This window comes from Empedobacter sp. UBA5987 (assembly GCF_002429865.1).
Classification (GTDB): domain Bacteria; phylum Bacteroidota; class Bacteroidia; order Flavobacteriales; family Weeksellaceae; genus Empedobacter; species Empedobacter falsenii_B.
Window position 1 is genome coordinate 34,442 of the sequence record NZ_DJBB01000061.1, and the last position, 21,701, is coordinate 56,142.

Genomic DNA, 21,701 nt, shown 5'->3' on the forward strand with positions numbered 1-21,701 from the left:
TAATTCACTGGTTTATATCAGGTTATTATATTTATAAAAAAACTTTATCTGTTGAATATTTCGAATTGCATGAAGATTATGTTTTAACAAAAGGATTTTTTGACAGAAATTGGAAGAAAACTGCTTTATCAGAAATTACGTATGATTATAATTACAAAAAAGATGCAGAATACTTAACGATACATTTAGGTGATAAATTATTTGAATTTGGAGCATCATCAAATCTGACTATTTCAGAATACTTTGAATCAAAATGTAAAAAAAATATTTTTTATAAACGATCATGGAAATATTATTTCTATCATATACTTTGTTTTTCTCCTTTTTTATTGACAATTATTTCTGGTGCAGTTTTAAAGAATGATCAAGATCAATTAATGAATGCTTCTGTTAATGAAAAAGGTTTGATTGAATTAAAAGATCAAATTAAAGAAATTCGTTTTAAAGGAAGAAGTGCAACTGCTACTATTGATTTAAATAAATACAAAGAATTTGATTTTTCATTTGAAGATGATTCAATTCGTTTAAAGAAATTAAAAGATGGCGATTCTATAGAATTCTATATTTCTCCGTACGAATACGAAAGAAAAATTTTAAAATCTAAACCATTAAAATGGTACGATCGAAATTTTGGTTATAGTTCTTTAACTGTCTATAGAATTAATAAAATTGATTAATCTATCTCCACTTATCCATTTCGAAACGAACAGAAAAAATATTAGAGTATAAACCTATTCCGCTATCACCAAAATTAGTTAAAGCATAATCAATTGAAATTCCTTTGTATTTGAACCCTACTCCAATATTTGGTTGAATTTGAGTTTTTTGTTTTCCATCAAATTGTTCAATTTTTTGTAAATTATTCAATCCTCCGCGAACAAAAACCATGTCATCATAAGCTAACTCGATACCGGCTTGTGGTGAAATAGAAAACCCTTTTCCAGAAATTGCTGCATTAGTTTGTTGAAATTCGATATTTATATCAACCTCTCCCAATAACGAAACTCGTTCATTAAAATCAAAACGCTTTCCAACTCCAAATTGCAATTTAGGCATTGTTAATTCGATATTCTCTCCAGGTAAATCATTCAAAATTGTTGGCTCACCTTCATTATTTGGTTCGTCAATCGTGATTTCTTTTACCTTTTGTTTATTGATACTCCACGCATTGAAAGTTGTTGTAATATCGCGCGCCATCAAACCAAAATACATTTTATTATCGGTACGATATTGCAAACCAAGATCTAAACCGAAACCAAATCCTTGCGCAAATTTCCCAATATGTCGATAAACGATTTTAGCATTAGCTCCAAACTGAATATCTTTATTGTTGAATACATTCCCCGCATAAGACATCGTCAAAGCATAATCTGCTGTGGAAAATTTAGAGATTTTATCGTAATTAATATTTCCTTGATTATCAATTAATTCTGTCGTATTCAAAATGTCATCAACACCAAAACGTGTAAACGAAAATGCAATAGTAGAATTACTTTCTCTCAACGGAATAGCAACTGCTGCGTAGTCAAATTTTGCAATAGATTGAAAATATTCAGCGTGCATTGCAGAAGCTTCCCAATCGTACGTAATTTCTGTTAAACCAGCCGGATTCCAATAACTTGCATTGGCATTTCCAATATTTGCCACAACCGCATTTCCCATTGCAAAAGAGCGAGCGTCTGCACCAATGTTTAAAAACTCGTTCGAGTATTTGCGTGCAGTTTGAGAAAAAGCAAATTGACTTGCAAGAACAGATAATAAAAGGAATATTTTTTTCAAAATTGATAAATTACGTATATAAAAACTCAAAATTAGTGGTTTTATTGTGTTTAAAAAGGATTCAGATTAATATTTGTTTGTATTTTTGTCCTGAAAAATTCATTTATGAAATTATTTACAATTCCAAACTTTCTAACACTACTCAACCTTTCGTGTGGTGTATTATCAGCCATTTTTATGATATCGAGTAATGCTCAAATTACAACTACCACAGTTACAATTGTCATGGTTTTGATGATAATTTCTTTAGTTGCCGATTTCTTAGACGGAATGGTTGCTCGCTTAATGAATATTGGTAGTCCTATCGGAAAAGAGTTAGATTCTTTAGCAGATTGTATTTCGTTTGGTGTAGTTCCTGGATTGATGTTATTTTCGATTTTTAATCATTTGTCAACTGATTTTATTTATGAAAATGAAAACTTAAAAATTTCAGCTCTTTCATTATTTGCATTTTTAGTTCCGGCTTTTTCTGCTTTACGATTAGCGAAATTTAATTTAGATGAAGATCAAAGTACTTATTTCAAAGGATTAGCAACTCCATCTAATACCTTATTTATTTTTTCATTATTTTCAATTTATTACAACAAAGGACAAATTATCAATCCAGAAATAGATACGTATTTATTAATCGCTGTGTCTATTGTTTTTAGTATCTTATTAATTATCGATTTACCATTATTTGCCTTAAAATTTAAAGGATTGAGTTGGGCAGAAAATTATTATAAATACATTTTCTTAATCATTACAATTGGTTTAGTAGCTTGGTTGCAAGTGGCTGCTATTCCATTAATTATCCTATTATATATCATCATCTCAATCATTTTTAGAAAAGAAATTACAAAATGAAATTAACTAAAAATATCTGTTTCTTTGATTTAGAAACGACAGGAACAAATGTTTCGAAAGACCGAATCGTTGAAATCTCTATTGTGAAAGCTTTTACAGATGGAACAAAAGAAGTAAAAACATGGAAAGTTAATCCAGGAATTCCAATTCCACCAGAAACAACTTTAATTCACGGAATTTCTGACGAAGATGTTGCCGATGCGCCTTCTTTCAAAGAGCTTGCCCCTGCAATTATGGAAATGATTAAAGATTCTGATTTGGCTGGATACAATTCAAATCGCTTTGATATTCCACTTTTAGCGGAAGAATTATTGCGTAACGGGTTTGATTTTGATTTATCGAAACATCGTCCAATTGATGTGCAAGTGATTTATCATAAAATGGAACCTCGTAATTTAAGCGCTGCTTATAAGTATTATTGTGATAAAGATTTGATTGATGCACATTCTGCGGAAGCTGATACAATTGCGACTTACGAAGTTTTGATGGCACAAATCGAGAAATATGACGAGCTTGAAAATGACAATAAATTTTTGAGCGAATTTTCTTCTCAACGCAAAACGGCTGATTTAGCTGGATTTATTCAATACAATGATAAAGACCAAGAAATTATTTCGTTTGGTAAATATAAAGGACAAGTTGTGACGGATATTTTTGCAAAAGATCCAGGTTATTATTCGTGGATTCAGAATGCTGATTTTCCTTTATATACAAAGAAAGTTTTTACTCGAATCAAATTACAAAACGGTTTTTAAGCGATGAAAATTATTTGTGTCGGACGAAATTACGTTGAACATGCAAAAGAATTAAATAATCCAATTCCAGAATCTCCAATGTTTTTCATGAAACCAGATTCTGCAATTTTGAGAAAGGGTTTTCCTTTTGTAATTCCAAGTTTTACAAAAGAAGTTCATTTTGAAACGGAAATTGTGATTAAAATTGATCGAGTTGGAAAAATGATTCAGCCTCAATTTGCAGATCGTTATTTCTCAGAAATCGGTTTAGGAATTGATTTTACAGCGCGCGATGTACAACAAGAATTAAAGGAAAAACGTTTTCCTTGGGAAATTGCGAAAGCTTTTGATGGTTCTGCATTTGCTTCCGATTTCTATCCAAAAGAAAATTTTGATTTAGAGAATTTAGCGTTCAAATTAGATCGAAATGGAGAAAACGTACAAACAGGAAATTCAAAAGATATGATTTTTCATATCAATACCTTAATTGCTGAATGTTCTAAATATTTTACCTTGAAAAAAGGTGATTTAATTTTTACTGGAACACCTGCTGGAGTTTCTAAAATCAATTCAAAAGATACCTTAGAAGGTTATTTGAATGATGAAAAAGTATTCGAAATAAAAGTGTTGTAATCCACACTTTATATAAAAAACAATTTAAAAGAGCGAAATTTCGCTCTTTTATTATTTATACCACTACCTTTAATCAGAAATAAAATTAAGAATGGAAAACTATCTGAAAATTGAAGAAAAACTACAAAATGATTTTAATCTTTTAAAGTCAAAAAAGAATAAAATCAGCAATATCAGGCTTGTTGCATTTATTATTTCGGTTGTATTTTTCTTGCTTTACGTCACGTCGAGCAACAATTTATATTTGATTATTTCTTCTATTTTATTTATAGTTTTCATCGTTTTAGTGGTTAAAACTTCTAAAATTTCTTCGGAACTCAATTATTCAATTCAAGCTTTAGAAATTATTAATCAAATAAAATCTGATGATTATATCGATCCATTTGTTGAAGATAATTCTCAGTTCAATAATGTTTACAACAAAGATTTAGATATTTTGGAAGGAAATTCAATCTTCAATCGGATCAATAAAACGCAAACTCGAATTGGAAATTTACAGTTGAAACATTTTTTATCGAATTTGATTTTAGACAAATCAGAAATTATTGATAGACAAAATGCATTTACAGAATTGGCTGAAAAAAGAAATTGGATAGTGACATTTTTGACATTTACAAAGCGATTAAACATGAATCAATCTTCAATTTTTGTGTTCGAAAATCGTGTATTCAATACTAATTCAATAAAATTACTTCCACTCATCTTTTCTGTTCTGAATATTTTATGTTTTATCGCTTTAGCAATTATTAGTTTTCCGAAAGAAATTGTTTTTTATTGGATTCTAGGCGCAGTTATTATTTCGAATGCAATTTCCATGTTTTATAAACAACAACTTCGACGAATAGCAGCTTATACGACAATGAAAGCAGATGAATTGGATAATTTATATGAAGTTTTTCGACATATTGAAGAAGAAAAATTTGAATCAAAACTAAATGTTGAAATTCAAAATACATTTGTAAATCCTTTCAAATCATCGGATTTAATCAAGACAATTTCTTCAACAAAAGAAACTTTAGATGCAGCAAATTTCCCGATTGTCGGATTTGTGTTGAATACATTTTTCTTGTGGCTATTACATTATTCGATCAAATTTGAAAATGAAGTTCAAAAAACGGTTCATCAAATCAAACCTTGGTTAGATGAATTGGCTAAATTAGAGACTTTTGTATCGTTTGCTATTTTTAATGATAAATACAAAATGTTTACGTATCCAGAAATTGTTGAAGAACCTTATGAATTAAAAATTACGAATGGTTTTCATCCTTTATTAGATGAAAAAACAGTTATAAAAAATGATTTTGAAACCAATCGTCCAAACAATATTGCGATTATTACAGGTGCAAATATGGCTGGAAAAAGTACTTTTTTGAGAACAGTTGGAACAAATTTGGTTTTAGCGATGAACGGCGCAAAAGTGAGTGCAGAAAAAATGTCATTTTACCCAATGGATTTATTTACAAGTATCAGAACGGTTGATAATCTGTCTTCTGGCGATTCTTATTTCAAAAATGAAATTAATAAATTGAAAATTTTGATTGAACGTTTAGAAAATGATCAACCACAAATCATCATTTTAGATGAGATTTTAAAAGGAACAAATTCAGAAGATAAACTAATTGGTTCGCAAAAATTTTTAGAAAAATTGATTAAATCTCCTACAAAATTAATTGGTTTTATCGCGACTCACGATTTAGAATTAACGAAAATGGAAGGTGAAAACCCGGATCATATTATTAATTATTGTTTCGAATTAAAAAACGTGGACAACAATTATTATTCAGATTATAAATTAAGAAAAGGCACAACCAAAATGATGAATGCCATTTTCTTAATGAAACAATTTAAGATTATTGATTAATCTTAAATTGTTAATTCAAATTCTTTAATAAAATTTGCATCAATCGCATTAAAATCATCTACAATACAATTTGCTTTTGAAATATCTTGTTGTTTCGAATTTGCACTTTTGTAACCTAAACAATACAAATTCGCACGGGAAGCCGCTTCCACTCCGTTTTTACTATCTTCGATAACTATACATTCAGCATGTTTAGATTTAGCCAAATCAGCTGCATATAGAAAAATAGCAGGATCTGGTTTTGACTTCGGAAAGTTTTCGCCAGAAATTTTATGTGTAAAATATTGATTCAACTCAAAACGATTAAAAACTCGATCAATTGTCGATTTTGAAGCCGAGGACGCCAAAATCAGTTCGATTCCATTACTGTATAAATCTTTAATCAAACTCTCAACCCCGTCAATCAAATACAAATCAGGTTTTGTGTCAAAAGCTTCATTAAAGATGGTACGTTTTCTCAAAACCAAATCGTTCACTTCTTCTTTCAGATCAAATTTATCTTTCAGAATTTGATAAACATTCTTTGTCGATTGTCCTGTAAATGTAGCAAATAATTCTTCCGTAACTGGAATATTCAGTTCTTTATAATGTTCGAAATAAGCATATTTATGCACTGGTTCTGTATCGACGATTACGCCGTCCATATCGAAAATTACAGTTTTAATCATTATTGTTTTGTTTCTACAAAATTAACTTTTTTAAGAGAATAATGTAAAAGTTTAAACTTTAGAATGATTTTAAATTAACCAAATATCTTACTCATACAAAGCAATATATATAATTATTATTCGATTAAAAATGTTAAAACTTAACATTAAGATAACATTTGCACGCTTTTTGTAAAATAGATGGTATAACAAAGTTAAAAACTGAAAATTTAATAAAAATGAAAAAAGTATTATTAGTTGCTGTAATGGCATTAGGAATTTCTCAAGTAAATGCTCAAAACTATAAAAATGCTTTAGGTGTTGTTGTAGATTTAGGAGATGGAGAAACATTAGTAGGTCCACAATTCAAACACTCTTTTGATGGTAAAAACGCTGGTAATGTACAGGTGATGTTTGGAGATCATGTTACTGTTTTAGGTGCAGATTATACGTATAATCAACCTTTTTCTGGTACAAATGGCTTAGGATGGTATGTAGGGGTTGGACCTCAATTAACTTTTGTAGATAAAGGATATTATGAAGATAAAACAATATTTGGTATTCGTCCACAAGCAGGTTTAGAATATAAAATTCCATCTGCTCCTTTGGCTTTACATTTTGATTGGAAGCCTGATTGGAGATTATCAAATGATTCAGATTTTGAAGCTGGGCGTTTTTCTTTAGGATTTAAATATACATTTAACTAATCTAAAGTTAGAAATAATATGAGCCACTCGTTTTGAGTGGCTTTTTTTATAAGTAAAATCATATAATCTATACATAAATTAATTTTATTCCTATAAATTAATCGCTATTTTTGAAAGATTTTGGATTTTATCTAAGACCAATTATAGATTAGCACTATTATTTGATTATTCAAGATATAATTCCGAATTTTAACTTAGTATTAGATTTAATAACATTTATAAAAGATGAAACAATTAATTGGGACAGGAGTTGCTTTGGTTACGCCTTTTCAACAAGATGGTACCGTAGATTATACTGCATTAGAAAATTTAGTAAACTATAGTATCGATGGCGGTGTTGAGTATTTAGTTATTTTAGGAACTACTGCAGAAGCAGCAACACTTACAAAAGATGAAAAGAAACAGGTAATCGAAACAATAAAGAAGGCGAATGCTAATCGTGTTCCGATGGTTTTGGGTATTGGAGGTAACAATACGGCAGAAGTTATTAATGGATATCAAGAAACAGATTTGAGTGATTATATCGCAGTTCTTACGGTTTCTCCTTATTATAATAAACCAAATCAAGAAGGGATTTATCAACATTATAAAGCGATTGCAGAAAGTACAGACGCCAACATTATTTTGTATAATGTTCCTGGTAGAACGGGTTCTAATATCTCAGCAGATACAACAATTCGTTTAGCAAATGAATTCAAAAATATTGTTGCGATTAAAGAAGCTTCACCAGATTTCTTACAATCAACAGATATTATCCGTAAAAATACACGCGAAGATTTCAATATTATTTCTGGTGATGATGAATTCGCTGTTCCAATGACTTTAGCTGGAGGTTCTGGTGTTATTTCTGTTATTGGACAAGGTGTTCCAACTGTTTTTACAGATATGATTCGCAAAGCAATCAACAAAGAAGTTGTTGCTGCTTACGAAGGTCATTACAAAGTTGTAGAAATTACACGTGCTATCTTCGAGGAAGGAAATCCTTGCGGAATAAAAGCTGTTTTAGATAAAAAAGGAGTTTGTAAACCATTTACAAGATTACCTTTAGTTCCAGCATCAGCTAATTTGACAACAAAAATTAACCAATTATTATCAAACATCTAAAAAAATAAAGCTATGATAAAAGATACAATATTAGACGCATTAAACAAACAAATCAAATTAGAAGGAGATTCTTCTCAATTATATTTAGCTATGGCTTCTTGGGCTGAAGTGAAAGGTTTAGAAGGAACTGCAAATTTCTTGTACTCGCATGCAGACGAAGAACGTATGCATATGTTAAAATTAATTAAATTTATTAACGAAAGAGGCGGAAAAGCGTTTGTTCCACAAATTGAAGAACCAAAACAAGATTTCACAACATTGAAAGAAGTTTTTACTGCAATTTTAAACCACGAATGCTTTGTTTCTGAATCAATTAACGAAATTGTAGGCTTAACATTAGAAGAAAGAGATTATTCAACTCACAATTTCTTGCAATGGTATGTTTCTGAGCAAATTGAAGAAGAAAAATTAGCAAGAAATATCTTAGATAAGCTAGAAATGATTGGATCTGACAAAGGAGGTTTATATCTATTTGATCGTGATATAGTTACATTAAGTACAGACACAACAGCGGAATAAATCAAAACTTTGAGATTTTATTAAGAGGATAAGAAAAAAATATTTTATACTTTAGTCCTCAAATTTTATTAAATTTGCAGAATGTTTAAAAAACTAAGCTTAGTAGTTTTAATTGGCGCTTCTTTAGTGTCTTGTAACAAGACCTATAACAAAGCGATGAAAAGTACGGATAAAGACGAAATCTTTACATTGGCTACACAATTGTATCAAGATGGTAAATATGATTTGGCAAACGAATTGTATGAAAAAATTTCTACATCATTTGTAGGAACAGAAAAATCTGCGGACATTGCCTATAATATGGCACAAGGTAACTTTAACGAAAAAAGTTTCCGTTTAGCAGGACATCAATTCAAAAGCTTTGCAGGAGCTTATCCTATAGATAGCCGCGCAGAAGAAGCTTTGTTCAAATCGGCATTTTCTTATTACAAAGATTCGCCAAAATATGACTTGGATCAAACAAGTACGTACACAGCAATCAGTGAGTTACAAGGGTTTATCAATTCGTATCCAGAATCAGCACACGTTGCAGAAGCGAATAATTATATTACAGAACTTAGACAAAAATTAGAATTAAAGTCTTTCGAAATTTCTAAAGTTTATTACAAAACAATGAAATACAAGGCTGCTGGAGTTTCTTTTGACAATATGGTTGATGAATATCCTGATTCTAAATTTCGTGAAGAAGCAATGATGTATTCATTACGTTCTAAAACAGAATTGGCATTAAATTTCTCTCGTATCGAAAACAAAGATTTACGTTTACAAGATGCCAGAACGCAATATCTTTTGTTAACAAGATATTATCCGCAAACAAAATTTAAAGCAGAAGCTGATAAATTGATGGAGAAAATCGACAAAGATATGGTGGAGACTAAAAAACAATTAGCTGATATAGAAGTAGCTAAAAAGAAATTTGAAGCTGATCAAGCTGAATTAAGCAAAGAGCAAAATAATAAATAATAGTAAAATATATAAAATTCTTTCATTATGAATTTCAAGGATATCGGTGCAGCACCAACAACACAAACTTATGATCGTAATAAAATCGATGAGAAAACAGGAAACTTATACGAATCGATTGTAATTATGGGTAAAAGAGCAGAACAAATCAACCAAGAAATGAAAACTGAATTAATTCAGAAATTGGATGAGTTTGCTGCACATACAGATTCTTTAGAAGAAGTTTTTGAAAACAGAGAGCAAATCGAAGTTTCAAAATTCTACGAAAGATTACCAAAACCGACTTCTATTGCGGTTAAGGAATGGTTAGACAATGACGTATATTACAGAAATCCAAATGAGGATAAATAATGTCTGTTTTACATAGTAAAAAAATTCTTTTGGCAGTTTCTGCCGGAATAGCGGCCTACAAAGCCGCTTTTCTTGTTAGAGGGCTTATCAAAAAAGGAGCTGATGTCAAAGTTATTATGACGCCAGAAGCTCAAAACTTCGTTACTCCACTTACACTTTCCACGCTTTCCAAACATCCAGTCGAATGGGAATTTTTCGGTGATAAAGGGGATTGGAATAATCATGTGGAATATGCTCTTTGGGCAGATTATATGATTATTGCGCCTTGCACAGCAAATACGTTGTCACATATGGCAGATGGGACATGTGATAATTTAGTTCTAGCAACTTATCTTTCAGCTAAATGTCCTGTATATTTTGCTCCAGCAATGGATTTGGATATGTACAAACATCCTTCAACTTTAGAAAATATTGCTAAATTAGAATCTTTCGGAAATATTTGTATTCCTGCTGAAGCTGGTGAATTAGCAAGTGGATTGGTTGGAGAAGGTAGAATGGCTGAACCTGAAAACATTATTGCGTTTTTGGAAAGTACAATCGAAGCTACTCTCCCACTTCACGGAAAAAAAGTAGTGGTTTCTGCTGGTCCTACATACGAAAACTTAGATCCTGTTCGTTTTATAGGTAATTATTCTTCTGGAAAAATGGGATTCGAGATTGCGAAAGCTGCTACTAATTTGGGTGCTAAAGTTACCTTGGTCAGTGGTCCAAGTCACGAATCTGTTACCGGTTTTCCTATCGATCGAATAAATGTTGTTTCTGCTCGTGATATGTACGAAGCGATGCACGCTAATTTTGCTGATGCTGATGTTGTTGTAATGTCGGCGGCTGTTGCAGATTATCGTCCAAAAGAAATGGCTGAGCAAAAAATTAAGAAAGAAAATGATGATAATTTAATTATCGAATTGGTGAAAAATCCTGATATTCTAAAATCGTTAGGCGAAATCAAAACACATCAATTATTGGTTGGTTTTGCGTTAGAAACGAATAACGAAGAAGAATATGCAAAGAAAAAATTAGCCAAAAAGAATCTTGATTTTATAGTTCTTAATTCGATGCAAGATAAAGAAGCTGGTTTTCAGAAGAATACAAACAAAATTACAATTATTGACAAAGATTTATCAATGCAACAATTTGATGCAAAATCAAAAACAGATGTTGCAAAAGATATTTTAAATGTCATTTTAAATAAGTTATAAAATTTATTATGAAGAAATTAGCCTCAATTTTCTTTTCGTCGTGTTTAGCTATTTCGGCTTTCTCGCAAAATATTATTGCAGATGTAAAAGTCGATTATTCTCAAGTTCAAGGATCTAACACACAGGTTTATCAAACTTTAGAAAGATCATTAAAAACATTTATTAATTCAACAAAATGGACAAATGATCGTTTAAAAACATACGAAAGAATTGAAGCTAGTTTCGTCATTAATATAATTGAACGAGAGGGAAACAGAATGAAAGGTACGATTTTAGTACAATCTCGTCGTCCTGTTTTTAACTCAACGTACTATACGCCTGTTCTTAATTTATCTGACGATAATTTTACGTTTCAATACCAAGAATCTGAAGAATTAATTTTCAATGATCGCAAATTCAGTGGAAAAAATTTGACAGATGTATTAACGTATTACATTTATTTAGTTTTGGGATATGATGCAGATACGTTTGCGAAAGAAGGCGGAACTGAGTATTTCAAAATGGCGAAGAAAATTGCTGATTTCGGTCAAGCAAATAATAACTTCTCTGGTTGGAGCGAATTAGATGGAATAAAATCGCGCACAGCTTTAATTAACAATATTCTAAAATCGGATAATTCTACACTTCGAAATATTATCTATCAATATCATAGAAACGGCTTAGACATTATGTCTGAAAACGAAGTTCGTGGTAAAAATGCGATTGGAAATACGTTATTGCAATTAGAATTTTACCAAAGAGGAAATTATTCTCAATTTTATCCGCTAGAACTTTTCTTAACAGCAAAAAATAGCGAAATTAGTCAAGTATTTTCAGGCGGACAGGTTTCTACGGTGAATATCGAAAAACTAAAAGGAATTTTAAATTCAATCGCGCCAAAATACAACGACAATTATTGGAATAAATTGAAAAAGTAAATGTTAAAAACTCTTCGCGTTAATAATTTCGCCATTATCGATCAATTGGAGATTGATTTTCATCAAGGTATGACCACAATTACCGGTGAAACTGGTGCTGGAAAATCGATTTTGTTAGGTGCTTTAAAATTAGTTTTAGGCGAACGTGCCGATTTAAAAGCCTTGAAAAATGTTGATGAAAAATGTATTATCGAAGCTGTTTTTGAGATTAAAAATCTTGAATTAAATGATTTTTTCGAAGAGAATGATTTAGATTATGAAGACGAATCTATTTTGAGAAGAGAATTATTACCTTCTGGGAAATCGCGTGCTTTTATCAATGATACGCCTGTTAAAGTCTCTATTTTACAAGAATTATCAGAATTATTGATTGATATTCATTCTCAATTTAATACACCTAAAATTTTTGAAGCTGATTTTCAACTTTCGATGTTGGATATTTATGGAGAAAATAAAGACTTGTTGAAAGAATATAAGAAGGATTTTAACCATTATATTTCAACAAAGAAAAAGATAAAAGACGCTCAAAATTCATTAGAAAATCAATCACAAGATTTAGAGTATAAATTGCATTTGTGGGAAGAATTGAACAATGCTTCGCTAAAAAATGAAGAATTAGAGGAATTGGAAATCGAAATAAAATCTTTGTCAAACGTAGAAGAAATTATTTCGACTTTGAATGAAACTTACCAATTTTTGGAACATCCAGAGATGGGAATCATTTCTCAATTGAATGAAGCAAGCAATAAATTGAATAAAATTTCGGATTATAATTCGCAATACAATTCTATTTACGAACGATTAATTTCTTCTAAAATAGAATTGCAAGATATTTCTGGTGAAATGAGTAGTTTGATAGATTCGACTGAAATTAATCCTGAAAGATTACAAGAAATTACAGATCGTTACGATTTGATTCATAAATTATTGCGTAAACATAATGTGATTTCTGTTGAAGAATTAATTGCAAAACGTGACGAATTAGAAAGTCAAACTTCTGGTTTTGATAATTTGAGTGATTTAATTATTCACTTAAATAAAGAATTGAATTCAATTTCAGAAAAACTTGAAAAACAAGTAATTAAAATTAGAAAAAATAGAATTTCTTCTATCGAAATTATCCGAAAAAATATCTTGAATACGTTGTCACAATTGGGAATGGAAAATTCTCAATTAACGATTCAATTAAACGAAACAGCAGATTTCACAGCAACTGGAAAAGATGAAGTTTTGTTTTTATTCTCGGCAAATAAAGGAATGGAACCGCGTATTTTCGAGAAATCTGTTTCTGGTGGAGAACGTTCTCGATTGATGTTAGCGATTAAAAAATTATTGGCAACGCATCAACATTTACCAACGTTGATTTTAGATGAAATTGATACAGGAATTTCTGGAAAAGTTGCGAATGAAACAGGAAAAGTAATGCAAACAATGGCTGAAAATATGCAACTTTTAGTAATTACGCATTTGCCACAAGTTGCTTCAAAAGGAAATTATCAGCTAAAAGTTTACAAAGAAGTTGTTGACGAAACGACACAAACAAATGTGATAGAACTTTCTCAACAACAACGTTTAGAAGAAATTGCTCAAATGATTTCTGGTTCAGAATTAACAGATGCAGCAATCAATCAAGCAAAAGAATTAATGAATTTGAATTAAAATTAAAATTCTAGATCATATAATATCAAAAAAGCTCGAGAAAATTCTCGAGCTTTTGTTTTGTATAAATCTGAAATTATTTCGTTAACTTTTCCAGCGAATATTCAATCATTGCATCAACTGCTTTGTAAGAATCAGCACTAAATTCACCTAAAATTCTATTTGCAACAATTGCATTTATCGACAATGCTTCATGTCCCATCATTGCTGATAATCCATAAATTGCAGAAGTTTCCATCTCAAAATTAGAGATTCTTAAACCTTCGTAATTAAAAGTTGTTAAACGCTCATTAATATCAGCTGGATTTGGTTGCAATCTCAAATAACGTCCCTGAGGTCCGTAAAAACCACAAGCTGTAGCTGTTACTCCTTGAATTGTTTTTTCAGAAGCTAATTTATCTAATAACAAATCAGATCCTTTTACTAAATATGGACGCGCTTTATTCGGCGACCAATCAACATGTTTAATAAAAGCATCTTCTACCTCTTTATTCATCACCGCTTCACTCCCAACATAATAATGCAAAAGTCCATCTAAACCTAAACCGTGAGAACCAATAACGAAACTATCAACAGGAATATCCGCTTGCAAAGCTCCAGAAGTTCCCATACGAACAAATGATAATTTTCTGAAATCTTTTTTGATCTCACCAGTTTCCAAATCGATGTTAGCCAAAGCGTCTAACTCAGATAAAACAATATCAATATTATCCGTTCCCATACCAGTCGAAATAACTGTTAAACGTTTACCATTCAACGTTCCTGTATGCGTCACAATTTCTCTTTTGCTTGCTGTCTGCTCGATTGTATCAAAATGTCTTGAAACTTTTTCGACACGATTTGGATCACCAACAGTTATAATAGTATCTGCTAAATGCTCTGGTCTTATATTACAATGGTAAACACTTCCGTCTGCATTTAAAACTAATTCTGATGCTGCTTTACTCATGATTTTATAATTAAAAATAAGAGAACAATATACAATTTTTATCAGTAATAATTGTAAAGAAATTATTAACCACCTACTCTTTTCACTTTAAATCCTTTATCTTTCAGGAAAGCCATAATCTTATCGCGATAATCTCCTTGAATGATGATTTGTTCGTCTTTAAAACTACCTCCAACACCCAAAAATTGCTTAATTTCTTTTGCTAAAAGTTTGAAATCTTCTGTTTCTCCTTCGTAACCTTCTATAATTGTATTTATTTTCCCTTTTCGTTTCTCAAACTTACAAATCAATGGTTCTTTCTGAATCCATAACTCATGTTGTTCTTCATTTGATACTTCTTCTGGCTCAGGTATATGATCAGGAAAAAGATTTTTTAATTGATCTTGTAAATCCATAGTATTTGATGTAATCTTTGTAATAAATGGCGTTTTAAATTGGAATTCGTCCATTTGTACCATTATAATTACAAAGATAAAATTTTTATTGCAGTTGTTTTATAAACCAATTTGGAACTTTATCCGAAACTATTTCAAGTTCATTTCTCTTAACTTGTGCAAATAATCTCATTTCTTGAGTTGAATTATCAAAAATATAGCCTTTATCTACAATTTTTAAAGCTGGAAATAAATTCATTAAAGTAGAATGATATCGTTTAATCACCTTTTCATCTGGTACAGCGTGACCACCTTTTTCTACTCTATTTTCAATTCGAGAAATATTAATCAAAGGATCTTCAATACAGACAAAATACATATATGTTTTGAAACCACGATTTTTAGCATCCACTATTTCATCAATTTTAGAAGGATGACTCATTACCGTTTCAAATGAATAAGATTTACCTTTAATCAATAAGTGTTTTCGAATAAATGAAGTAATAAAAGACGCTTCGTAACTATGTGTAGACTTAGATTTATCAACCAAAACATTATTTCGAAACTGCACATCAATTGCTTTTCCTTCGTTATTTGCTTTTTCGAATAATGAAATTGAAGCAGGTTCAGTTTTAAAATCTTCAAAATCTTTTTCGGTAAGTTTTAGTTCATATCGATCCAAATCAATAAAACCTTTTAAAGAAATTTCTTTTTCAATCAAATCTGAATTAATAAAATATCCAGCATTAAATTTTGATGAGATTGAATCGAATAAAGTAGACTTTCCAGATCCATTTGGACCAGCAAAAACGCGTAAACGTTTTATTTTAGACATAATTTAGCTCCTTTTTTCAATTCAGCTGGAACTTTTATTCGATCTATTGTTTTAATCACCTTAATTTCTCCATTAGGTTTTCTCTCGATGATTCGATTTCCTTGAACATATTGAACTGATAAATCTAATGCTTCTGAAACTCTAATTGCAGCTTGCGATGCAGATTTAGCTAAACGATTTAACGCTCCTGCTTCTTCTAATTTTAGTATATCTGATTCTTTGTTCATAATAATAGAAATTAAATTAACAATAATTATTCATCAATAAATGTACGCAAATTTAGTGAAACCATTGTAATAATAAAAGCTTGACTTCATTCAAAAGCCTAATCTTTTGAATCTAAATTATATAATTTTTATTAATAGTTATTTGATTAATTTATTCCTAACAGATTAACAATAATCGATATTCATCTTTATTTTCTTTCGGCGCGCGATGTACACAAGGCAAAACTTTTTGTTCTGGATGATCAACTGCCAATCGCCAAAGATTTCCTAATCCTAAATTAATTGGTTCAACACCTGGACGAATTTGATAATGCAAATCAAAGAAATATTCTTTCAAAAAATCTTCAAAACCATCAATGTATCCATCATATAATTCGAATAGTTTTTCTCTAATTTCTGGAATCAAAATTTTTTGTTCCACATCTTCATTTGCAACAATATCACTGGAAGCGCCATAGTAAGTGCACAAAAAAGTATCCGTAGGAATTAGCGAACGATCAACGTGAAATGAATAAACATCTGTCGAAATAAAATCAAATTCAGTATCGCGTTCATAACATTTCAGTAAGTTTAAAGTTGGCGAAGCGCCAAAAACAGTTAATTGTTGTAAATCATTGATCAAAATATTTCTCGCTTTAATTCCTTCATTAGATAAATCTAAATCATTCAAATCAGCAATAGAAATAACAGTAATATCATCCTTTAAAATCAATTGATTCACAATTTCCTCAAAATCACCTTCTAAATTTCGCCGCCAATTTATCGCATTATTTTTCCCAGAAAAAGCTGTATGTACAAGTTCATCAAACGAAGAAACGACAAGAACTTGTTGTTGATTAGAATTATTTTGAGTAATCATATAGCTGCAAAATTACTATTTATCAAAAAATAATTCAGCCTAAAAATTAAATTATTCCGAATGTAAATTCTCCGTTGCAAAAGTTGTATTTTTACCAAAGATTAAAAGACAATGGAAAAAGAAATTATCACCAAAACATTTACATATAAAGGCCACACCAAAACTTTTAGTGCAGAAGTGCAACCTTTACCGCCTTTCAACCCAGAAACGATGGATCGCGTGAAATATGAAGAAACCAAAGAAGCACATTATATGCTTGCCGAAGCGGAAGTTTATAACCAGAAAACAGAATGGTTTTTTAAAATTGAACAAGAATTGCAAAAATAATGAAACGACACTTACGCTAAGTGTCGTTTTTTGTTTAAGTTTAATCCACAAAATTAAAACATGAAACAAATTACTTTAACATTATTTACACTTATTACGCTTTCGGCTTGTACTTCTAGCAAAACGGTTTTTCATAAAAAATGGACAACAAAACAAGCGCCAGAAAATTTTGTTGCTCGATTTGAAACAACAAAAGGAAATATTGATATCGAAGTTGAAAGAAAGTTATCGCCAAAAGCTGTTGATCGTTTTTATCAATTGGTTAAATACAATTTTTTCGAAGATGGAACTTTTTATCGTGTTGTTCCGAATTTTGTCGCCCAATTTGGAAATACAGACACAATTGTTTCTAATCAATGGAAAAAGTTTATTGTAGAAGATGAACCTGTTATTGCTGGAAATAGTAAAGGAGCTTTGAGTTTTGCGCGCGCAGGAAAAAACACAAGAGATTTGGATTTGTTTATTAATCTGAAAGATAATCATCGTTTGGATACAATCAATTCCAATGATGTAGTAGGTTTTCCAAGTTTTGGAAAAGTGGTGAACGGAATGAATGTTGTAGAAAGTTTGTATGATGGTTACGCTGGACAAACAATGGAAGATGAAGAAATTTTTAACAGCACAAAATTAATGCGCGAAAGATATCCAAAGCTTGACAGAATATTGAATGCAAAAATCATTAAACTGAAAAAGAAAAACAAGTAAAACAATGTAACATAAAGTTTTAACATGACACAAAAATCAATTTAAATGTTTTGGCATGTACTTTGTAATACATAATACGTTTTTAAAACATATTTTGTGAAATGAAAAAATCAAAATTCTTTAAAGTCGCTGGAGAAGCAGCAATGGCAGCTCAAAAAGACAAATCTTTTTTTGAAAAAGTAAAGGCTTTTTTCAATATGTTAGGTGATTACAAAAAAGGAAGTTATAAACCTGACAACATGAATTTATTTCTTGGATTTGTAGCAACTTTATACATTATTTCTCCAATCGATTTTATTCCAGAAGCGCTATTTGGACCTTTTGGTTTGATAGATGATTTTGGGATTTTACTTTTTGGAATGAAATATTTCAACAAAGAAATTATTAAATATCTTGCATGGAGAGATACGCAAAGAGCCTATGCAAATGTTGAAGATGCAAAAATTATTGAGTAGCAATAAATTAAATAGCTATAAAAAATCCGATTGAATTTTCAGTCGGATTTTTTATTTTTAGATTATTCAAAAAATGCTCTCTTTCTCATAAATAAAATTTATTATCTGACGATTATTCATTAGATTTGAGCAATACAATACTAAAAACTAAAACACCTGAATAATGGTAATTATTAATAATTTCGATGAATACAAAGCTTTCGAAGGTAAAGAAATCGGTAAATCTGACTGGCATATAATAAATCAAGAACAAATCAATCGCTTTGCTGATGCAACTTTAGATCATCAATGGATTCATACAGATCCTGAAAAAGCAGCTAACGAAGGACCTTTCAAAAAAACAATAGCGCATGGTTATTTAACGCTATCTTTAATTCCACATTTGTGGGATCAAATTGCGGAAGTGCGCAACATCAAAATGTTAATCAATTATGGAATTGAAAATTTGAGATTTGGACAAGCTGTTTTGGTTGATAGTGAGGTAAGATTAACTGCAAAATTGAAATCTATTACTAATTTGAGAGGAATTGCAAAAGTTGTCATCGAAGCAAATTTAGAAATTAAAGATAATCCGAAACCTGCTTATACGGCGGATGTGGTTTTCCTTTACCACTTTAATGATTAATTAAAGATCAATATAATTTACAAAGCTTCTATTTTTTATAGAAGCTTTTTCTTTTCATAAAATATCGAAGTATCTTGCGCTCGATTTCATATAACATGCAAAAAATTCAAAATAATAAAACCTTAATTTCTATTGTTGGACCAACTGCAATTGGTAAAACCAATTTGGCAATAGAAGTTGCAAAACATTTTCAATCCGAAATTATTTCTTGTGATAGTCGTCAATTTTTCAAAGAAATGAAGATAGGAACTGCTGTTCCTTCTGAGGAAGAATTGACTGAAGTGAAGCATCATTTTATTCAAAATATTTCTATTCACGAAAAATATTCGGTTGGTGATTTTGAGCGTGATGGCTTAGCTTTTTTGAATAATTATTTCAAAACAAATGACATTTGCGTCATGGTTGGTGGATCTGGTTTATATGAAAAAGCGATCACAGTTGGCTTTGACGAATTTCCTGATGTTAATCCTAAAATTAGAGAAGATTTGAATAATGAGCTTGCTGAATTTGGAATTGAAAAATTGCAAAAAGAATTGCAAGAAGTCGATCCAAAGTATTTTGAAGAAGTTGATATTTTCAATAAACAGCGTGTAACACGTGCTTTAGAAATTTTTAGATCTTCGGGTTTACCTTTCTCTAACTTCAGAAATCAAGATTTGAACAAACGTCCATTTAACATAATTAAAATCGGTTTAGAACTTCCTCGCGAAGAAATGTACGACCGAATCAATCGTCGAGTTGATATTATGATGAACGAAGGTTTATTAAATGAAGCAAAAAATTTATTTCCTTTAAAAGATTTGAATGCTTTGCAAACTGTTGGTTATCGAGAATTGTTCGACTTTTTTGAAGAGAAAATTACATTGGATTTTGCAATAGAAGAAATCAAAAAGAATACAAGACGTTTTGCAAAACGTCAAATGACATGGTTCAAAAAAGATGAAACTGTCAATTGGTTTTCTCCTTTCGAACAAGAAAATATCATTAATTTTATATCGAACAAAATATAAATTATGGAAAATTTTGTTGCCATCGATTTCGAAACTGCAAACAATTATCGTAATTCTGCTTGCGCGGTTGGAATTGTAACTGTGACAGATAATGTGATTACAGACGAGTATTACACGTTAATTCAACCACCACAAAATCAATATAATTATCATAATATTTTGGTTCATGGAATTCGTCCCGAAGACACAATTGATGCACCAAGTTTTGAAGACGTCTATTTTGAAATCAAACATCGTTTACAAAATCAGCTTGTTGTTGCACATAACGAATCGTTTGATCGTTCTGTTTTGAAGAATACAATGGAGTTTTATAGCCTCAATTACTCTCAACTTAACCTTGCCGAAAAGTGGGAATGTACATACAGAATTTTCAAACAGAAAGGAATTGTTCCTACAAAATTATCCGATTGTGCTCGCCGATTTAATCTTCAACTCAACCATCATGAAGCTTTATCTGATGCAAAAGTTTGTGCTCAATTATACTTATTAAAATAGTTTTTACTAAAAATTTATCTGATTAATCGTTTAAAAATAATTTTACATAAATCATAATTAATTTACATTTAATACTATATCCGTTTACAAATATTTGTAAGTATTTACAAATGTTTATAATCAGTAAATTGAATGGTTATTGTTGTACTTCTTTCAAACCAAAAAAAATAATTATGTCATTAGAAAGTTTTAAAGAATTACACCATCAAAAATATCCGTTTATTATTGCGAATGTTTGGGATGCAATAAGTGCTAAGGCGGCAGAAGAAGCTGGTTTTTTAGCTATAGGAACCTCGAGTCATGCAATTGCAAATATGCTAGGCTATGAAGATGGGCAGAATATTTCGTTTGATGAGATGTTATATCTAATTGAAAGAATTACGAAATCAACATCGCTTTTTGTTTCAGCAGATATAGAAAGTGGGTTTACTGAAGATTTGCAAATCTTGAACAATTATATAGAAAAATTAGTTGATGTAGGCGTTGTCGGAATTAATTTAGAAGATGGAAATACGGATGAAGAAAAGCGAAAATTGTCAGGCGATGGAATTTTAGAGAAAAAAATAAAATGCATTAAAGCGTATGTGAAATCAAAAAACAAGGATATTTTTATTAATGCAAGAATTGATACTTACACAACAAAAGTAAATGACGTATTAGATCAAACAATAAAAAGAGGAAAAGTATACAAAGAAGCTGGAGCTGATGGAATTTTTGTTCCATTGATTGAAGAAAAGTCAGATATTGAAAAAGTAATTAATGAAGTAGGTTTGCCACTCAATATTTTTATCACTCCAAAATTGAGTTCTTATAAAACGATAAATGAATTAGGAATTCATCGTATTTCGAGTGGAAATAAAGTCCATCATAAAGTAACGGAGTACACTACTGATTTTTTTAAGGTAGTATCTTACTAACTGT

27 protein-coding genes are annotated in these 21,701 nt (G+C 30.3%); 20 read left to right on the forward strand and 7 right to left on the reverse strand.

The genetic code is table 11. The features are described 5' to 3' along the window. The first annotated feature begins 65 nt into the window (after positions 1–65). On the forward strand, positions 66–677 hold the full coding sequence (locus tag B3J26_RS10445) for a hypothetical protein (protein WP_225541989.1): 612 nt from the start codon (positions 66–68) through the stop codon (positions 675–677). 1 nt (position 678) lies between these two features. Here the strand turns inward: B3J26_RS10445 and B3J26_RS10450 are convergent, their stop codons facing one another. Further along, a complete protein-coding gene (locus B3J26_RS10450) occupies positions 679–1,779 on the reverse strand; it encodes a PorV/PorQ family protein (protein WP_291074472.1) in 1,101 nt (366 codons plus the stop codon). A gap of 105 nt (positions 1,780–1,884) precedes the next feature. Between B3J26_RS10450 and B3J26_RS10455 the strand changes: the two genes are divergently transcribed. The 4 genes from B3J26_RS10455 to B3J26_RS10470 all read left to right on the forward strand — a co-directional run bounded on the left by B3J26_RS10455 (position 1,885) and on the right by B3J26_RS10470 (position 5,853). Further along, positions 1,885–2,625, forward strand: a complete 741-nt coding sequence (locus B3J26_RS10455; RefSeq protein WP_260543118.1) for a CDP-alcohol phosphatidyltransferase family protein — start codon at positions 1,885–1,887, stop codon at positions 2,623–2,625. Next, positions 2,622–3,380, forward strand: a complete 759-nt coding sequence (locus B3J26_RS10460; RefSeq protein WP_291074475.1) for a 3'-5' exonuclease — start codon at positions 2,622–2,624, stop codon at positions 3,378–3,380. The genes B3J26_RS10455 and B3J26_RS10460 overlap by 4 nt, the downstream gene beginning before the upstream one ends. Before the next feature lie 3 nt (positions 3,381–3,383). Further along, entirely contained in the window at positions 3,384–3,992 is a 609-nt protein-coding gene (locus B3J26_RS10465; RefSeq protein ID WP_038334221.1) for a fumarylacetoacetate hydrolase family protein, read from the forward strand. Positions 3,993–4,083: 91 nt separating this feature from the next. Beyond that, complete coding sequence (locus B3J26_RS10470; protein WP_291074477.1) at positions 4,084–5,853, forward strand: MutS-related protein; 1,770 nt, start codon at positions 4,084–4,086, stop codon at positions 5,851–5,853. A 2-nt stretch (positions 5,854–5,855) separates the two neighbouring features. Here B3J26_RS10470 and B3J26_RS10475 read toward each other — a convergent pair whose 3' ends face one another. After that, positions 5,856–6,521: an HAD family hydrolase gene (locus B3J26_RS10475; protein ID WP_221854475.1), complete on the reverse strand. Its 666-nt coding sequence runs from the start codon at positions 6,519–6,521 to the stop codon at positions 5,856–5,858. Between the two features lie 218 nt (positions 6,522–6,739). Here B3J26_RS10475 and B3J26_RS10480 point away from each other — a divergent pair, with 218 nt between their 5' ends. The 8 genes from B3J26_RS10480 to recN all read left to right on the forward strand — a co-directional run bounded on the left by B3J26_RS10480 (position 6,740) and on the right by recN (position 13,919). Then, positions 6,740–7,207: a hypothetical protein gene (locus B3J26_RS10480; RefSeq protein ID WP_038334238.1), complete on the forward strand. Its 468-nt coding sequence runs from the start codon at positions 6,740–6,742 to the stop codon at positions 7,205–7,207. A 225-nt stretch (positions 7,208–7,432) separates the two neighbouring features. Further along, the gene (gene dapA, locus B3J26_RS10485; protein ID WP_115000572.1) at positions 7,433–8,311 is read left to right on the forward strand and encodes a 4-hydroxy-tetrahydrodipicolinate synthase; all 879 of its coding nucleotides are present in this window, start codon (positions 7,433–7,435) and stop codon (positions 8,309–8,311) included. A gap of 12 nt (positions 8,312–8,323) precedes the next feature. Continuing rightward, the gene (locus B3J26_RS10490; protein WP_038334248.1) at positions 8,324–8,830 is read left to right on the forward strand and encodes a ferritin; all 507 of its coding nucleotides are present in this window, start codon (positions 8,324–8,326) and stop codon (positions 8,828–8,830) included. An 81-nt stretch (positions 8,831–8,911) separates the two neighbouring features. Continuing rightward, a complete protein-coding gene (locus B3J26_RS10495) occupies positions 8,912–9,793 on the forward strand; it encodes an outer membrane protein assembly factor BamD (protein WP_291074479.1) in 882 nt (293 codons plus the stop codon). 27 nt (positions 9,794–9,820) lie between these two features. After that, entirely contained in the window at positions 9,821–10,144 is a 324-nt protein-coding gene (locus B3J26_RS10500; protein WP_019973784.1) for a DNA-directed RNA polymerase subunit omega, read from the forward strand. Further along, on the forward strand, positions 10,144–11,343 hold the full coding sequence (gene coaBC / locus B3J26_RS10505) for a bifunctional phosphopantothenoylcysteine decarboxylase/phosphopantothenate--cysteine ligase CoaBC (RefSeq protein WP_280061428.1): 1,200 nt from the start codon (positions 10,144–10,146) through the stop codon (positions 11,341–11,343). The genes B3J26_RS10500 and coaBC overlap by 1 nt, the downstream gene beginning before the upstream one ends. 8 nt (positions 11,344–11,351) lie before the next feature. Then, entirely contained in the window at positions 11,352–12,260 is a 909-nt protein-coding gene (locus B3J26_RS10510; RefSeq protein ID WP_038334260.1) for a DUF4835 family protein, read from the forward strand. After that, the gene (gene recN / locus B3J26_RS10515; protein WP_291074480.1) at positions 12,261–13,919 is read left to right on the forward strand and encodes a DNA repair protein RecN; all 1,659 of its coding nucleotides are present in this window, start codon (positions 12,261–12,263) and stop codon (positions 13,917–13,919) included. It abuts the gene before it with no gap. Between the two features lie 76 nt (positions 13,920–13,995). Here the strand turns inward: recN and B3J26_RS10520 are convergent, their stop codons facing one another. The 5 genes from B3J26_RS10520 to B3J26_RS10540 all read right to left on the reverse strand — a co-directional run bounded on the left by B3J26_RS10520 (position 13,996) and on the right by B3J26_RS10540 (position 17,163). Beyond that, on the reverse strand, positions 13,996–14,868 hold the full coding sequence (locus B3J26_RS10520) for a nucleoside phosphorylase (RefSeq protein ID WP_291074481.1): 873 nt from the start codon (positions 14,866–14,868) through the stop codon (positions 13,996–13,998). Between the two features lie 65 nt (positions 14,869–14,933). Further along, positions 14,934–15,263, reverse strand: a complete 330-nt coding sequence (locus B3J26_RS10525) for a translation initiation factor (RefSeq protein ID WP_115002063.1) — start codon at positions 15,261–15,263, stop codon at positions 14,934–14,936. Between the two features lie 85 nt (positions 15,264–15,348). After that, positions 15,349–16,077, reverse strand: a complete 729-nt coding sequence (locus B3J26_RS10530; RefSeq protein ID WP_115000581.1) for a hypothetical protein — start codon at positions 16,075–16,077, stop codon at positions 15,349–15,351. Continuing rightward, on the reverse strand, positions 16,065–16,304 hold the full coding sequence (locus B3J26_RS10535) for a hypothetical protein (RefSeq protein WP_038334320.1): 240 nt from the start codon (positions 16,302–16,304) through the stop codon (positions 16,065–16,067). The genes B3J26_RS10530 and B3J26_RS10535 overlap by 13 nt, the downstream gene beginning before the upstream one ends. A 157-nt stretch (positions 16,305–16,461) precedes the next feature. Then, positions 16,462–17,163, reverse strand: coding sequence for a DUF1826 domain-containing protein (locus tag B3J26_RS10540; RefSeq protein ID WP_115000583.1), 702 nt, complete (start codon positions 17,161–17,163; stop codon positions 16,462–16,464). A 111-nt stretch (positions 17,164–17,274) separates the two neighbouring features. Between B3J26_RS10540 and B3J26_RS10545 the strand changes: the two genes are divergently transcribed. The 7 genes from B3J26_RS10545 (at position 17,275) to B3J26_RS10575 (ending at position 21,697) form a co-directional block, all read left to right on the forward strand. Then, positions 17,275–17,490, forward strand: a complete 216-nt coding sequence (locus B3J26_RS10545; RefSeq protein WP_038334324.1) for a hypothetical protein — start codon at positions 17,275–17,277, stop codon at positions 17,488–17,490. A gap of 60 nt (positions 17,491–17,550) precedes the next feature. Then, positions 17,551–18,195, forward strand: a complete 645-nt coding sequence (locus B3J26_RS10550) for a peptidylprolyl isomerase (RefSeq protein ID WP_219034617.1) — start codon at positions 17,551–17,553, stop codon at positions 18,193–18,195. A gap of 101 nt (positions 18,196–18,296) precedes the next feature. After that, positions 18,297–18,650 carry a YkvA family protein gene (locus B3J26_RS10555; RefSeq protein WP_291074483.1) on the forward strand — a complete coding sequence of 118 codons (354 nt, stop codon included), beginning with the start codon at positions 18,297–18,299 and terminating at the stop codon, positions 18,648–18,650. 163 nt (positions 18,651–18,813) lie between these two features. Beyond that, positions 18,814–19,275, forward strand: a complete 462-nt coding sequence (locus B3J26_RS10560) for a MaoC family dehydratase (RefSeq protein WP_038334338.1) — start codon at positions 18,814–18,816, stop codon at positions 19,273–19,275. 95 nt (positions 19,276–19,370) lie between these two features. Beyond that, positions 19,371–20,285 carry a tRNA (adenosine(37)-N6)-dimethylallyltransferase MiaA gene (gene miaA, locus B3J26_RS10565; RefSeq protein WP_125349391.1) on the forward strand — a complete coding sequence of 305 codons (915 nt, stop codon included), beginning with the start codon at positions 19,371–19,373 and terminating at the stop codon, positions 20,283–20,285. A gap of 3 nt (positions 20,286–20,288) precedes the next feature. Then, positions 20,289–20,780 (forward strand): 3'-5' exonuclease, encoded by a 492-nt coding sequence (locus tag B3J26_RS10570; RefSeq protein WP_038334348.1) that lies wholly within the window; start codon positions 20,289–20,291, stop codon positions 20,778–20,780. A 173-nt stretch (positions 20,781–20,953) separates the two neighbouring features. After that, positions 20,954–21,697: an isocitrate lyase/PEP mutase family protein gene (locus B3J26_RS10575; RefSeq protein WP_291074486.1), complete on the forward strand. Its 744-nt coding sequence runs from the start codon at positions 20,954–20,956 to the stop codon at positions 21,695–21,697. Positions 21,698–21,701 lie beyond the last annotated feature (4 nt).